Below are 13715 nucleotides of genomic sequence, written 5' to 3' on the forward strand. Positions count from 1 at the left end.
TGCGGCCCAAAGCAAGCGGTTCATTCGTAAAACTCTAACGAGTGCCGCTCAGACCGGCGCCGTCGCCCGCTCCAGCCAGCGGCGCGTCTCGGCATCGACCAGAGGGGCGACCTTCGCCAGCACCTCGGCGTGATAGGCGTTCAGCCAGTCGCGCTCGACCGGCGAGAGCATCTCGGCAACGATCATGCGCCGGTCGATGGGCACGAAATTCAGCGTCTCGAAGCCCAGCATCTCGCGCCCATCGGGGCTGTCGGCAGGGGCGACAACGAGCAGGTTCTCGATCCGGATGCCGAAAGCGCCCTCGCGGTAATAGCCGGGTTCGTTGGACAGGATCATGCCGGGGGACAACGGCACCTCAGACGCGCGGGAGATCCGGGCCGGGCCTTCATGGACGCAAAGCGCGGCCCCGACGCCATGGCCGGTGCCATGGTCGTAATCCATGCCCACGGACCAGAGCGGCGCGCGGGCGACGGCGTCGATATCGCGCCCCGACAGCCCCTTCGGAAAGCGCAGCCGCGACACCGCGATCATGCCCTGCAGCACGCGGGTAAAGGCTTCGCGGATCTCAGGCGCCATCCCGCCCACGGCCATGGTGCGGGTGATGTCGGTGGTACCGTTCGGATATTGCCCGCCGGAATCGACCAGCAGGACCTGACCCTCGGCAAGCGGCAGATCGCTCGCCTCGGTGACGTGGTAATGCGGCAGGGCGGCATGGGGACCGACCGCGCTGATCGTGTCGAAGCTGATATCGAGAATGCCTGCCTCGCGGCGCATCTGTTCCAGCCTTTGGGCCACGGCGATCTCGGTCAGCCCGCCGGGTGCGGTGGCATCGAGCCAGCAGAGGAAGCGCGCCATCACCGCCGCGTCGGTCAGATGGGCGGCGCGCATCCCGTCAAGCTCGGCCTCGTTCTTGCACGCCTTGGGCAGGACGATGGGGTCCTCGCCCTCGGCAATCTCGATCTCGCATTCGGCAAGTGCCGCAAAGACCGCCTCGGGGGCCGAGGCCGGATCGACGCGAACCGGGCCGTCCAGCGTCCTGAGCGCGGCGGCGAAGCTTTCGGGATGGATGATTGACACCTCGGGGCCGAGATGGGCGCGCAGCTCATCCGGGAACTTGTCGGGATCGACGAAAAGCTGGACCGAGGCATCGGCGCCGATCACCGCGAAGCCCAGCAGCACCGGGTTGCGGGGGATGTCGCTGCCACGGATGTTCAGCAGCCAGGCCAGCGAATCCGCCAGTGTCACGACCGCAAATTGTTGGCCCTGCTTGCGCAGATCGGCGGCGATACGGGCGCGTTTCTCGGCCGCCATCGCCCCGGCGATACGGTCATCATGCAGCCGGACCCGCCCCTTGGGCGGTGCCGGGCGGTCGGTCCAGATGCGATCCACGAGGTTTTCGACCGGGACCAGCCCGATATTCGCCGGTGCCAGCGTCTTTCGCATCTCCTCGATCTCGCGATGGGGGTGCAGCCATGGATCGAAGCCCACGCGCCCGCCTTCCGGCAGCGCCTCGGGCAGCCAGCCGGCGGGGCGGGTGGCCGGGAAGTCGACGGGGGTGAAATGGCCGAGATCCAGTTCCGCCCGCGCCTGCACCTTGTAGCGGCCATCGACAAAGACCGCCGCCTGATCGGCGGTGATCACGGCAATGCCGGCGCTGCCGGAAAAGCCGGTGAGCCAGCGCAGCCGGGCATCGGCATCGGCCACATATTCGCCCTGATGCGCATCGGCGCGGGGGATCAGGAAGGCATCGACGCCTTCCGCCGCCATCGCCTGACGCAATGCGGCAAGGCGCGGCGGATGCAGCGCGGGATTGCCGGTTTCGGTGAAATTCTGGAACATCTGCGCCCTTCCCCTGCCCGCGCCGATCAGCCGATCCGGCGCTGCAAGCCCCGTCCCATGACCCGCGCCCGCTGGCGCGGATCGGATTCGAACAGCCCGGCCAGTTGTTCGGTCATGGCGCCGCCCAATTGTTCCGCATCGGTGATGGTGACGGCGCGTTCATAGTAACGCGTCACGTCATGGCCGATGCCGATGGCCAGCAATTCGACCTGCCGGCGCTTCTCGATCATGGCGATCACGTCGCGCAGGTGCTTTTCCAGATAGTTCGCCGGGTTCACCGACAGCGTGCTGTCATCGACCGGCGCCCCGTCCGAGATCACCATCAGGATCTTGCGCGCCTCGCCGCGCCGGACCAGCCGGCGATGCGCCCATTCCAGCGCCTCGCCGTCGATGTTTTCCTTCAGCAGCCCTTCCTTCATCATCAGGCCCAGATTCGGGCGCACCCGACGCCAGGGCGCATCGGCGCCCTTGTAGATGATGTGGCGCAGGTCGTTCAGACGCCCCGGCAAGGCCGGGCGGTTGTCCTTCAGCCATTGCTCTCGGCTTTGGCCGCCCTTCCAGGCGCGGGTGGTGAAGCCCAGTATCTCGACCTTGACCTGACTGCGTTCCAGCGTGCGGGCCAGCACATCGGCGCAGATCGCGGCGATAGAGATCGGCCTGCCGCGCATGGAGCCGGAATTGTCGATCAGCAGCGTCACCACGGTGTCGCGGAATTCGGTATCCTTCTCGATCTTGAAGCTGAGCGGCGTGGTCGGGTTGGCAACGACGCGAGCAAGACGCCCGGCATCGAGCACACCTTCCTCCTTGTCGAATTCCCAACTGCGGTTCTGCTGGGCCTGAAGTCGGCGCTGCAGCTTGTTGGCCAGCCGGCTGACCGCGCCCCGCAGGGGTTCAAGCTGCTTGTCGAGATAGGCGCGCAGCCGTTCCAGTTCCGCCGGCTCGGCCAGATCCTCGGCCTTGATCTCCTCGTCATAGGCCTGGGTATAGACCTTGTATTCGGCGCTGGCTTCGCTGACCGGGGGCGGCAGTTCCTCGGGCATCTCGCCGTCGGGCATTTCGCTGTCCTCGGCGAATTCCTCCTCCGAGGAATCGTCCATCGAGACCTGCGCCTGCCGTTCGTCCTGGGTGCGTTCCTGGCTCCGCTCGGGCGAGGATTCGCTGTCCTCGCTGTCATCCTGATCGCGGGCCTGGTTGTCGCCGGCCTCGGGATCGGGCTCGGCTTCCTCGGAGGCATCGTCTTCCGGTTCCGCATCCGGGTCTTCGCCAAGCTGATCGCCGTAGCCCAGATCCTCGATCATCTGCCGGGCAAGGCGGGCGAAGGCGGCCTGATCTGCCATGGTTTCGCGCGCGGCTTCCAGCACATGACCGGCCTGCTGGCTGACGAAAGGCCGCCAGAGTTCTGCCGCATGGGCGGCAGCGGCGGGCAACTTGCGCCCGGTCGCGGCCTCGCGCAGCAGGTAACCGGCGGCCACCGACAAAGGAATGTCGGCGGGCTGCTTGACCTGAGCGTAGCCGCGCCGCTCGGCCTCGGCCCCCATCTTCGCGTCAATATTCGACAGGGCACCCGGCATTTCGCGCGCCCCGAGCGCCTCGACCCGTGCGGTCTCCACCGCCTCGAAGATCTCGCGCGCCATCGGGCCACTGGGGGCGTATTTCGCATGCGTGGCCGGGTCGTGATGCCGCAGCCGCATCGCCAACGCATCGGCGGTGCCGCGCGCCTGCACGATCTCGTCACGGGTCATGCGCCGGCTGACCTGCGGCAGCCGCATCGTGTCGCCCGCCACGCCCGAGGGATCGGCGGTGAAGGTCACGTTCAACTCGGCCTCGTCCGCGAGCGCACGCGTCGCCTCGGTCAGGGCCTTCTTGAAGGGATCGGCGGGGTTGTCGGATTTGTTCATACAGGGTCGATCAGTCAGCGCATCATTCGGTCGGCGACAGGCTAGGCCCTTTGGCGGCGGATGACCAGCATTCGCAGCGATGGCCGGCCAGATTTCCACCCGCCTTCAGTATGGTGCAATAGGCAATACGACAGCCCCCGCACGGACCATGCCAACAGCACGCACTTATGCGCTGCCAGATATACCTCCGATCATGTCCCGTGCCTGAACCGGGCATGCTAAGCAGAGGACGCGTCGTCGGGTGGTCCACGTCGATTCACCCCTTATTCACCGTTCAGCCATGTTCCCGGCCAAGGTGTGCAGCCCCCACTGGCTGTCAAAGAGCCAGAAGGGACTTCGGCACCAATTCATGTCAAGGCGAAGAGCAGCCAAATGGTCGCAAGCAATACTTATGGCGTAATCTATCTCGGCACCGTCGCGGATCTGGACCCGACCGAGGGCAACCCGGTTGCCGAAAATGCCAATACCATTCTGAACACGACCTTCGGCAGCAGCGTGGACCCGCTCTGGTCGCATGTCGGGACCATGTCCCCGGTCGGATCGCCCGGCGACTATTACCGGACCAATAACAACTCCTTCACCGATCAGTTCACCATCGACGGCGGCTCCGCCCAGACCTTCGATTCGATCAGCCAGTATACCGCCACCTTGACCTATACCGACGGCACCACCGCGACGCTGAACACTGCGGTTGTCTTTCAGGACTCCACCGGGAAACTCTATCTCGCGCCCAAGCTGACAAATGATGCCGACCAGCAGGCTCTGGCGGCGAAGTCGATCCGGTCGATTACGCTGACGACCTTGAACAATAATAGCAACTTCGGCATGGATGTGGTCCGCGTCCAAACCGATTTCGTGTGCTTCGCCCGTGGCACCCTGATCGAGACCAGCATCGGCCCGCGCCCGATAGAGGAATTGCGGCCCGGCGACGCCTTGCGCACCGCCGATCGCGGGTTCCAGCCGCTTCGCTGGGTCGGCTCTGCCACGGTCGCGGCCATCGGCCGGCTGGCCCCGGTGCGGATCGCCGCACATGCCATCGGGAATACGCGTGCCCTCGTCGTCTCTCAGCAGCATCGCATCCTGAGTTGGGGCGAGTTGAAGGACGGAACGGGGCGGATGGCCGAGTGTTTCATTCCGGCCAAGAAGCTGGTCAATGGCAGCACCATCCGGCTGCAGGAGGGTGGCGAGGTCGAATATTTCCACCTGCTTCTCGACCGGCACGAGGTGCTCTACTCGGAAGGGGTGCCGACCGAAAGCTTCTATCCGGGCAGGGAAGGCTGGAAGATGCTGACCGAACGCAGCCGTCTGGAAATTCTGGATATCTTCCCGGACCTTCATTTCAAAGAGGACGGCACCAGCAGCTATGGCCCGCTGGCCCGGCCGGCGGGCAAGCCGGCAAAGCAGGGGAAACTTGCCCGGGCCTGCTGATCGGCAGGCCCCGTCCGGGATCAGGACGAACGGAAGACCGACCAGTCCATGACCCGGGCCAGCCGTTCGGCGGCATAGGATCCCATCTGCGAATTGCCGTTGCCGTTCAGCCCCGGCGACCAGATCCCGATCGAGGCCCGCCCCGGCGCGACCAGCAGGATGCCGCCGCCGACCCCGCTTTTGCCGGGCAGGCCGACACGGAAGGCGAAATCGCCCGAGGCATCGTAATGCCCGCAGGTCATCATCAGCGCATTCAGCCGCCGAGCCCGCTGTTCCGACAGCAGGCTTGGCGCGCCGGGCAGACCGGCAATGCAGCGCCCGGCAAGGGCAAGCTGTTCGCAGGTCATCTCGATGGCGCATTGGTGGAAATAGGTGCCGAGCACGTAATCCACCGGGTTCTTCAGATTGCCATAGGATTTCAGGTAATTCGCCAGCGCCCGGTTGCGAAAGCCGGTCTCGTCCTCGGACTTCGCGACATGCTTGTCGATATGGATGTCACCGTCGCCCGTCGCCGCCGTCAGGAAGCCGAGGATTTCCGACAGCGCATCGCGCGGACTGCGCCCGGTCAGAAGCTCGTCCGTGGTGACAAGCGCGCCGGCATTGATGAAGGGGTTGCGCGGCCGGCCCTTTTCCAGTTCCAGAAGCAGGATCGAATCGAAGCGCGACCCCGAGGGCTCGCGCCCAACCCGGGTCCATATCTGTTCCCCGATCCTGCCCAGAACGCAGGCCAGCGAGAAGACCTTGGAAACCGACTGGATCGAGAAGCGCTTCCGCGCATCCCCGGCGCTGATCATGGTCCCATCGGCAAGCGCCACGGCAATGCCGAATTGCGCCGGATCGACGCGGGCGAGTTCGGGGATGTAGTCGGCCACCCTGCCCCAATCCGCGCGATCCCGGATGTCGCGGTCGAGCTGGGGCAGGAAATCGGCAAGATCAGTGGTCATGCTGGTTTTTTTTTTCGGCGACAGGCTTACGAACAGCTTAGCCGTCGTAAGCCTGTCTGGGAAACCACTCAATCCTATTCATGCGTGACGCAAGCGCAGACAGCCGTCCGGGACCCAACTGAGCCCCGGATGCCGCTTCGTCGTATGGATCACCCCGCCTTGGCTGCGGCACTTTCCGGCAGTTCCTCGTCGAACAGGCGCTGATAGAACTCGGCCACGGTCTGGCGTTCCAACTCGTCGCATTTGTTCAGGAAGGTCAGGCGGAAGGCGTAGCCGACATTGTCGAAGATGCGCGCGTTCTGCGCCCAACTGATGACCGTGCGCGGCGACATGACGGTGGACAGATCGCCCTGCATGAAGGCGGTGCGGGTCAGGTCGGCCAGCGTGACCATGCGAGAGATCACGTCGCGACCCTTCTCGTTATTGTAGTTCGGGTTCTTGGCCAGAACGATGGCGGCCTCGGCATCGTGGGAAAGATAGTTCAGGGTGGACACAAGCGACCAGCGGTCCATCTGGCCCTGGTTGATCTGCTGGGTGCCGTGATAAAGGCCGGTGGTGTCGCCCAGACCCACCGTGTTCGCGGTCGCGAACAGGCGGAAGAACGGGTTCGGGGTGATGACCTCGTTCTGGTCCAAGAGCGTCAGCTTGCCGTCAGCCTCCAGCACGCGCTGGATCACGAACATGACGTCGGCGCGGCCGGCATCGTATTCGTCGAAGACGATGGCGGTCGGGTTGCGCAGGGCCCAGGGCAGGATGCCTTCGTGAAAGACCGTGACCTGCTTGCCGTCGACCAGCTTGATCGCGTCCTTGCCGATCAGGTCGATCCGGCTGACATGGCTATCGAGGTTCACGCGCACACAGGGCCAGTTCAGCCGCGCGGCGATCTGTTCGATATGGGTGGATTTCCCGGTGCCGTGATAGCCCTGGATCATCACCCGGCGGTTATAGGCAAAACCCGCCAGAATCGCGAGCGTAGTATCGGGGTCGAACTTGTAGGTGGTGTCGATATCCGGCACCCGGTCGGTCTTCTCGGCAAAGCCCTTGACCTTCATGTCGCTGTCCAGCCCGAAGACCTCGCGCAGGTCGATTTCCTCGGTCGGTTTCGCTTTTGCGTCCAGATCGGCCATGGTCTTGCCCTTTCGCTTGCATCGCCGCCGTGATGAAGGATTCGCCGGGACAGTGCAAGCGATGGCGGCTCTGGAACCTTTCCATCTGGCCAGTATTATACCCGGCGAACCGGGAAAGGACTGTGAATGAGCGGATTGATCGCGCTACTCGACGACGTGGCAGGCATTGCCAAGGTGGCGGCGGCCTCCATCGACGATGTGACCGGGATGGCGGCGAAGGCCGGTGCCAAGGCCGCCGGCGCGGTCATCGACGATGCAGCGGTGACGCCGAAATATGTCCATGGCTTCAGCGCCAAACGCGAATTGCCGATCATCTGGAAGATCGCGAAAGGCTCGATCTTCAACAAGGTGGTGATCCTTCTGCCCATTGCGCTGCTGCTTTCGGCCTTTGCGCCCTGGGCGATCTCTCCCTTGTTGATGCTGGGCGGGTCCTACCTGTGCTTCGAAGGTGCCGAGAAGATCTATCACGCCATCTCGCCACATGGCGATCCGCATGACCATTACGAGGGCGGCACCGGCGATCCCGCGCATCTGGAGGAAAAGAAGGTCTCGGGCGCGATCAAGACCGACTTCATCCTGTCGGCCGAGATCATGACCATCACATTGAACGAGGTCACTGCGCTGATGGCCGACAGCCCGCTGCATGGTGCAGCGAAATTCGCGATGGAGGCAGGTGTGCTGTTCGTCGTCGCATTGGCGATCACGGCGGTCGTCTATGGCTCGGTGGCGCTGATCGTGAAGGCGGATGACCTGGGCCTCGCCATGGCCGGAGGACGCAGCAGACTGCTTGCCGCGCTTGGCCGCGGGCTGGTCCGGCTGATGCCGGTGCTGATGAAGCTGCTGACCATTATCGGCACGGCGGCGATGATCTGGGTTGGCGGCAACATCATCGTCCACGGTCTGCACGAGTTGGGCTGGCACACAGCTTATGACTGGATCCACCATCAGGCAGAGGCCGCTGCCCTCGCGGTCCCGCAGGCACCGGGACTGGTCGGTTGGGCCGTCACCGCGTTCTTCGACGGGATCATCGGGCTGATCTGGGGCCTGATGCTGATCCCGCTGTCGGAATATCTGATCGTGCCCCTTGCCCGCGTGACCATCCTGCCGCTGATGAACGCGGCAAAATCGCTGTTCAGGCAGGGCGAAGCCTGACGGCCCGACCCGGATCACACCGCAGGACCAGCCGCTGCCAGCCCACCGCCGCCCCGGATATCCCCCGGGCATCTGGTAGGCTGGCGGATTTCATCCACAAGATTTTGCGGAAATTAACGAAAAATTCCTTTACAGCGGCCGCCCGGTGGCACACCCTTATCTTGTAGGGCGCGAAGGGCAAACCACATCCTGTCGCGGTTCTACACGAGACAAGGTGGGTTCACCACCGAAACACAGGGGACGGCAGGCATGGCACAGGCGGACGCGTATATCCACAGCAGTGAAATCCATCCCATCGACATCGTCGAGACCATCGCGACCCATCACGACTGGGATTTCGACCGGCTCGCCGATGACCAGATCGCCATGGCGGTCGAAGGCCAGTGGCGCAGCTATTCCATCACCCTCGCCTGGTCGGGGGCCGAGGAAATGCTGCGCCTGATCTGCACCTTCGACATGGACCCGCCGGCAGAGCGGATGGGCACGCTCTACGAGGCGCTGAACCTTGCCAATGATCAGGTCTGGGACGGCGCCTTCACCTTCTGGCCCTCGCAACGGATGATGGTCTGGCGTTACGGGCTGTGCCTCGCGGGCGACAGCATCGCCAGTGCCGAACAGATCGATCACATGATCCGCAACGCGGTCGAGCAGGCAGAGCGGCTTTATCCGGCCTTCCAGCTGGTCGCCTGGGGCGACAGCACCGCCGAGGCGGCACTGGACATCGCCATGGGCGCAGCCTACGGACGGGCATAGCCGGGCCGCAACCGACGCGCCCCCGGCGAAAGGGGGACGCAATGGATTTTACCGATATCAATTCTCGTGGACTGGTTCTGGTCGGCTGTGGCCGCATGGGCGGCGCCATGCTGACCGGCTGGCTGAAGAACGGCATCCATCCCGGCGCGGTGACGGTGATCGACCCGAACGTGCAGGCGCAATGGGCGGATCGGGGCGTGCGGCTGAACCAACCGCTGCCCGGGAATCCCGCCGTGCTGGTGCTGGCGGTCAAGCCGCAGATGATGGGCGCGGTGCTGGACGGGCTGCAGGTCGGAGCCGACACGCTGGTGGTTTCGGTGGCCGCCGGGGTGACGCTGGCGGCCTATGGTCGGGCCTTCCCCAGCGCGCGGATCGTGCGCGCCATGCCGAATACACCCGCCGCCATCGGGCGCGGCATCACCGCCCTGATCGGCAACGAGGCTGCGGGCGCTGAATCCCTCGACCTGGCCCAGGGGCTGATGTCCGTGGTCGGCGAAGTTGTGCGGCTTCAGGACGAAAGCCAGATGGATGCGGTCACCGCCTTGTCGGGGTCCGGCCCCGCCTATGTCTTCCACATGATCGAGGCTTTAACCGAAGCAGGCCGCGCTCAGGGCCTGCCCGAGGCACTGGCGCTGCAACTCGCGCGCGCGACCGTGGCCGGGGCCGGCGCATTGGCCATGGCCGACGACACGCCCCCCGCCGCCCTGCGAGAGGCCGTCACCTCGCCCAATGGCACCACCGCCGCCGGGCTGGCGATCCTGATGGACGCAGGCACCGGCCTGCCGCCGCTGATCGCGCGCACCGTCGCCGCTGCCGCCGACCGCTCGCGGGAGTTGGGGAAATGACCATCACCTATGACGATTTTCAGGCCGTCGATATTCGCACCGGCCGCATCACCCGGGCCGAACCCTATCCTGAGGCGCGCAAGCCCGCGATCAAGCTCTGGGTCGATTTTGGCGGCGAGATCGGCGAGAAACGCAGCTCGGCCCAGATTACCGCGCATTACAAACCCGAGGAGCTTGTCGGCAAGCAGGTGCTCGCCGTGGTCAATTTCCCGCCGCGCCAGATCGGCAAATTCATGTCCGAAGTGCTGGTCCTCGGCCTGCCCGATGCCGATGGCGAGGTGGTGCTGATCGGGCCGGATCTAGACGTCCCCATCGGTGGAAGGATGTTCTGATGAAACTGCTTGTCACCCGCCCGATGACCAAGGCGGCCGAGGCCGCCATCGCCGAACGTTTCGAGACCCGCTTTCGCGACACCAATGTGCCGATGACCGAGGCCGAGGCGGCAACGGCGCTGGCAGAATACGACCTGATCATGCCCACGCTCGGCGATGCCTTCCGGGCCGGCGCGTTTCAGGCCGCGAAGCCGCGCACAAGGCTGCTGGCGAATTTCGGCGCCGGTTACAACCATATCGACCTCGACGCCGCGCGAGCGGCCGGGGTCGCCGTCACCAATACGCCGAATGTCGTCACCGCCTCGACCGCCGAGCTTGCGGTAACGCTGCTTCTGATGACCGCGCGTCGCGCCGGCGAGGGCGAGCGGCTGGCGCGCAGCGGCACTTGGACCGGCTGGCACCCGACGCAGATGCTGGGCGCGCCGGTTACCGGCCAGAAGCTCGGCATCGTCGGCATGGGCCGGATCGGGCAGAGCATCGCCCGGACGCTGCATCGCGGCTTCGACATGGAGGTGGTGTTCTTCAACCGCTCGACCGTCAGCGGGCTGGACTTTCCGGCGCGCCAGCTTGGGACGGTTGCAGAGCTGATGCGCGAGGCCGATTTCGTGGTGATCGCAGTGCCCGGCGGGGCCGGCACCCATCACCTGATCGACGCGGCAGCGCTTGAGGCACTTGGCCCCGAGGGGATCGTCGTCAATATCGCGCGTGGCGACGTGATCGACCAGCAGGCGCTGATCGCGGCGCTGAGCACGGGGAAGATCCGTGCCGCCGGGCTGGATGTGTTCGAGTTCGAACCCGAGATCGCGGAGGCGCTGCGCAGCCTCGACAATGCCGTGCTGCTGCCGCATCTGGGCACCGCCGTCGAGGCGACGCGAACCGAGATGGCGCTGCGCGCGCTCGATAACCTGATCGCCTTTACTGAGGGCCGCACACCGACCGATCTGGTCGCCTGAACCCCGGCCAGCCATGAGGCGGCTCGGACAAGCCGCCTCACTCAGGACTAGCGGCGGTCAAGCTCGCTCTGGATGGCGAAGGTCGACGGCTTGAAACTGACGCCCTTGCGGCCTTCGCCCAGAATGACCGTGGTCTTCTTGCCGGTATCGTCGGTCACGATCCACTGGCGCAGCTCGGTCGGGTTGGTGAAGACCATCTGGATATTGCCGTATTCGGGGTGCTGAGGATCCTGCGCCGTCACCACGGTGCTGTTCTTCACCTCGCTATGGCCAGTGACCATGCCCTGACGCGCCAGGTTCACATTCGCCGCCAGGATGATCGAAAGCGGCGTCTCGCTCAGCGGAAATATCTGCGGTCCCTGGTTGGATTTGGAATCGAAGACCGCCACCTGCCCGCCCGAGGCCAGCACCAGCTGTTTCGAGTTCTTGTATTCGAAGCGCACCCGGTTCGGTCGCTGAATATAGACCGTCCCCGCCGAGATCGTCCCATCCGGGTTGATCTGCGTGAACTCGGACTGCAGCGTCGTCAGCCCGTTCAGGTAATTCGAGATCGTGTTGAGCGGAATCTTCTGTGCCAGCGCCGCCGGGGCGGTGACCAGAAGGGCGATGACGGGCGCGAGTGCGAGAGCTAACTTTTTCATGCGGCCTTTATGCAGTCCTTTGGGGCGGTTTGCACATCACCTTGCGGCGACGTTTCTCTGCTTGAACGCGCACCGTTATGTTACCGTTCCGAGACCTTTGGCCCCTGCATCGAATTCGTGAAGGTGCCGGAGCCGGGTCGCGCCCTTGTAAACAGGTCCCGTTGACGGTCAGCGCGCGAAAATCCCGTCCCAGTCGCGAAACCCCTTGATCTCGATGGGATTGCCCGACGGATCGGTGAAGAACATCGTCGACTGCTCGCCCGGCTCACCGGCAAAGCGGGTCTGGGGCGGCAGGATGAACGCGATCCCGGCGGCCTCCAGCCGGTCGGCCAGAGCGCGCCAGTCATCCTGATGCATGACCAGTCCCAGATGCGGCATCGGCACCATGTGATCGCCGACCTTTCCGGTGCGCGCGGTGGCGAAAGGCTCTCCCAGGTGCAGGCTGATCTGGTGGCCGAAGAAATCGAAATCGACCCAGGTTTCGGTGCTGCGCCCCTCTTTACAGCCCAGAACGCCGCCATAGAAGCCGCGCGCTTCATCAAGATCGCGAATGTGATAGGCAAGGTGAAAGCGGGTTTCCATATTGGCCTCCTGATCTGCAGCGATGCGGAGTCTGCCCTGCCTGCGTGGCAAGGCCAAGCCCCGGCGTGGCGGCTTGAAACCGGGTCCGGAAACGCAACAGGCCCTTCGCACCATGGCGAAGGGCCTGTCTCCTCCCGCTTATGGGCGCCCGGGCCTCCCCGCCCCGCACCCAGCGTATTCTGCATCGTCACGAAAGCATCACATCTGCTTGACGATGGCGCAGTTCTGCCCGATCGCGGGGCAACCTGTCAACGATTCATATTATAAACTGCATATCGCTCGACTTGACGCCCCGGCCATGCGGGCGCATGACGACTTCCATATCTGCCAAAGGAGTCGCGCATGTCCCGGATCGTCTTTCTCAACGGCGAATACCTTCCCGAGGCCGAGGCCAAGGTCTCGATCTTCGACCGGGGGTTTGTCATGGCCGATGCCGTCTATGAGGTGGTCAGCGTTCTGGACGGCAAGCTGATCGATTTCGACGGGCACCAGGCGCGGCTGAACCGGTCGCTGTCGGCGCTGGAGATCGGCAATCCGATGGCCGACGCGGATTACCTGGCCATGTTCCGCGAATTGGTGACACGCAACGGGATCACCGACGGCATGATCTATCTGCAGGTCACGCGCGGCAATCCCGGCGACCGCGACTTCGCCTATCCGGCCGCAGACACGCCGCAGACGGTCGTGGCCTTTACGCAGTCCAAGCCGGGGCTGGCAGACAGCCCGGCCGCAAGAACCGGCTGGAAGGTCATCAGCATTGCCGACGAACGCTGGGGCCGGCGCGACATCAAGACGACGCAGCTGCTTTACCCCTCGATGGCGAAGATGGCGGCGAAAGCCAAAGGGGCCGACGACGCCTGGCTGGTCGAGGAAGGCGCCGTGACCGAGGGCACCTCGAACAACGCCTATATCATCAAGAATGGCACCATCGTTACCCGCCAACTCAGCCATGACATCCTGCACGGCATCACCCGTGCCGCCGTGCTGCGCTTCGCCCGCGAAGCCCAGATGAAGGTTGAGGAACGCCCCTTCACCATCGAAGAGGCGCAGGCGGCTGACGAGGCCTTTGTCACCTCGGCCTCGGCCTTCGTGATGCCGGTGGTCGAAATCGACGGCCAGAAGATCGGCAGCGGCACCCCCGGCCCGGTCGCGGGCAGGCTGCGCGAGATCTATCTGGACGAGATGCGCAAGGCGGCGATCTGATCCTGTCCGGCCCGGTTG

At 64.7% G+C, this 13715-nt stretch carries 13 protein-coding genes; 7 read left to right on the top strand and 6 right to left on the bottom strand.

Going from position 1 to position 13715, the window contains the following annotated elements; all coding sequences use genetic code 11:
* Positions 1-48 precede the first annotated feature (48 nt).
* Both Q0330_RS15755 and cobT read right to left on the bottom strand, forming a co-directional pair.
* Positions 49-1839, bottom strand: coding sequence for an aminopeptidase P family protein (locus Q0330_RS15755; RefSeq protein ID WP_299481539.1), 1791 nt, complete (start codon positions 1837-1839; stop codon positions 49-51).
* Positions 1840-1865: 26 nt separating this feature from the next.
* Complete coding sequence (gene cobT, locus Q0330_RS15760; protein WP_299481542.1) at positions 1866-3737, bottom strand: cobaltochelatase subunit CobT; 1872 nt, start codon at positions 3735-3737, stop codon at positions 1866-1868.
* Positions 3738-4109: 372 nt separating this feature from the next.
* Here cobT and Q0330_RS15765 point away from each other — a divergent pair, with 372 nt between their 5' ends.
* Positions 4110-5165, top strand: a complete 1056-nt coding sequence (locus tag Q0330_RS15765; protein ID WP_299481545.1) for a Hint domain-containing protein — start codon at positions 4110-4112, stop codon at positions 5163-5165.
* Positions 5166-5185: 20 nt separating this feature from the next.
* Here the strand turns inward: Q0330_RS15765 and Q0330_RS15770 are convergent, their stop codons facing one another.
* Both Q0330_RS15770 and cobS read right to left on the bottom strand, forming a co-directional pair.
* Positions 5186-6109 carry a glutaminase gene (locus Q0330_RS15770; protein ID WP_299481548.1) on the bottom strand — a complete coding sequence of 308 codons (924 nt, stop codon included), beginning with the start codon at positions 6107-6109 and terminating at the stop codon, positions 5186-5188.
* Between the two features lie 149 nt (positions 6110-6258).
* Positions 6259-7236 carry a cobaltochelatase subunit CobS gene (gene cobS, locus Q0330_RS15775; RefSeq protein ID WP_299481551.1) on the bottom strand — a complete coding sequence of 326 codons (978 nt, stop codon included), beginning with the start codon at positions 7234-7236 and terminating at the stop codon, positions 6259-6261.
* Positions 7237-7362: 126 nt separating this feature from the next.
* Between cobS and Q0330_RS15780 the strand changes: the two genes are divergently transcribed.
* The 5 genes from Q0330_RS15780 to Q0330_RS15800 all read left to right on the top strand — a co-directional run bounded on the left by Q0330_RS15780 (position 7363) and on the right by Q0330_RS15800 (position 11271).
* On the top strand, positions 7363-8388 hold the full coding sequence (locus Q0330_RS15780) for a DUF808 domain-containing protein (RefSeq protein ID WP_299481554.1): 1026 nt from the start codon (positions 7363-7365) through the stop codon (positions 8386-8388).
* 249 nt (positions 8389-8637) lie between these two features.
* The gene (locus Q0330_RS15785) at positions 8638-9141 is read left to right on the top strand and encodes a YbjN domain-containing protein (protein WP_299481557.1); all 504 of its coding nucleotides are present in this window, start codon (positions 8638-8640) and stop codon (positions 9139-9141) included.
* Between the two features lie 41 nt (positions 9142-9182).
* Positions 9183-9986, top strand: a complete 804-nt coding sequence (proC, locus tag Q0330_RS15790) for a pyrroline-5-carboxylate reductase (RefSeq protein WP_299481560.1) — start codon at positions 9183-9185, stop codon at positions 9984-9986.
* Positions 9983-10318, top strand: coding sequence for a tRNA-binding protein (locus Q0330_RS15795; RefSeq protein WP_299481563.1), 336 nt, complete (start codon positions 9983-9985; stop codon positions 10316-10318). Before proC ends, Q0330_RS15795 begins: the two co-directional genes overlap by 4 nt.
* Complete coding sequence (locus Q0330_RS15800; protein ID WP_299481566.1) at positions 10318-11271, top strand: D-glycerate dehydrogenase; 954 nt, start codon at positions 10318-10320, stop codon at positions 11269-11271. Before Q0330_RS15795 ends, Q0330_RS15800 begins: the two co-directional genes overlap by 1 nt.
* A gap of 47 nt (positions 11272-11318) precedes the next feature.
* On the opposite strand, the gene Q0330_RS15805 is transcribed toward Q0330_RS15800, so the two are convergent.
* Together Q0330_RS15805 and Q0330_RS15810 are read right to left on the bottom strand one after the other, a co-directional pair.
* Positions 11319-11912: an outer membrane lipoprotein carrier protein LolA gene (locus Q0330_RS15805; protein ID WP_299481569.1), complete on the bottom strand. Its 594-nt coding sequence runs from the start codon at positions 11910-11912 to the stop codon at positions 11319-11321.
* A gap of 168 nt (positions 11913-12080) precedes the next feature.
* Entirely contained in the window at positions 12081-12494 is a 414-nt protein-coding gene (locus Q0330_RS15810; RefSeq protein WP_299481571.1) for a VOC family protein, read from the bottom strand.
* Positions 12495-12836: 342 nt separating this feature from the next.
* Here Q0330_RS15810 and Q0330_RS15815 point away from each other — a divergent pair, with 342 nt between their 5' ends.
* Positions 12837-13697, top strand: coding sequence for a D-amino-acid transaminase (locus Q0330_RS15815; RefSeq protein WP_299481574.1), 861 nt, complete (start codon positions 12837-12839; stop codon positions 13695-13697).
* Positions 13698-13715: the final 18 nt, after the last annotated feature.

This window comes from uncultured Paracoccus sp. (assembly GCF_937873615.1).
GTDB lineage: Bacteria > Pseudomonadota > Alphaproteobacteria > Rhodobacterales > Rhodobacteraceae > Paracoccus.

Bases quoted from the DNA above. Each gene is read 5' to 3' on its own strand.
- Q0330_RS15785 (WP_299481557.1), top strand. From the start codon at position 8,638: ATGGCACAGGCGGACGCGTATATCCACAGCAGTGAAATCCATCCCATC.
- Q0330_RS15805 (WP_299481569.1), bottom strand. From the start codon at position 11,912: ATGAAAAAGTTAGCTCTCGCACTCGCGCCCGTCATCGCCCTTCTGGTC.
- proC (WP_299481560.1), top strand. From the start codon at position 9,183: ATGGATTTTACCGATATCAATTCTCGTGGACTGGTTCTGGTCGGCTGT.
- cobT (WP_299481542.1), bottom strand. From the start codon at position 3,737: ATGAACAAATCCGACAACCCCGCCGATCCCTTCAAGAAGGCCCTGACC.
- Q0330_RS15815 (WP_299481574.1), top strand. From the start codon at position 12,837: ATGTCCCGGATCGTCTTTCTCAACGGCGAATACCTTCCCGAGGCCGAG.
- Q0330_RS15800 (WP_299481566.1), top strand. From the start codon at position 10,318: ATGAAACTGCTTGTCACCCGCCCGATGACCAAGGCGGCCGAGGCCGCC.
- Q0330_RS15810 (WP_299481571.1), bottom strand. From the start codon at position 12,494: ATGGAAACCCGCTTTCACCTTGCCTATCACATTCGCGATCTTGATGAA.
- cobS (WP_299481551.1), bottom strand. From the start codon at position 7,236: ATGGCCGATCTGGACGCAAAAGCGAAACCGACCGAGGAAATCGACCTG.
- Q0330_RS15780 (WP_299481554.1), top strand. From the start codon at position 7,363: ATGAGCGGATTGATCGCGCTACTCGACGACGTGGCAGGCATTGCCAAG.
- Q0330_RS15765 (WP_299481545.1), top strand. From the start codon at position 4,110: ATGGTCGCAAGCAATACTTATGGCGTAATCTATCTCGGCACCGTCGCG.
- Q0330_RS15795 (WP_299481563.1), top strand. From the start codon at position 9,983: ATGACCATCACCTATGACGATTTTCAGGCCGTCGATATTCGCACCGGC.
- Q0330_RS15770 (WP_299481548.1), bottom strand. From the start codon at position 6,109: ATGACCACTGATCTTGCCGATTTCCTGCCCCAGCTCGACCGCGACATC.
- Q0330_RS15755 (WP_299481539.1), bottom strand. From the start codon at position 1,839: ATGTTCCAGAATTTCACCGAAACCGGCAATCCCGCGCTGCATCCGCCG.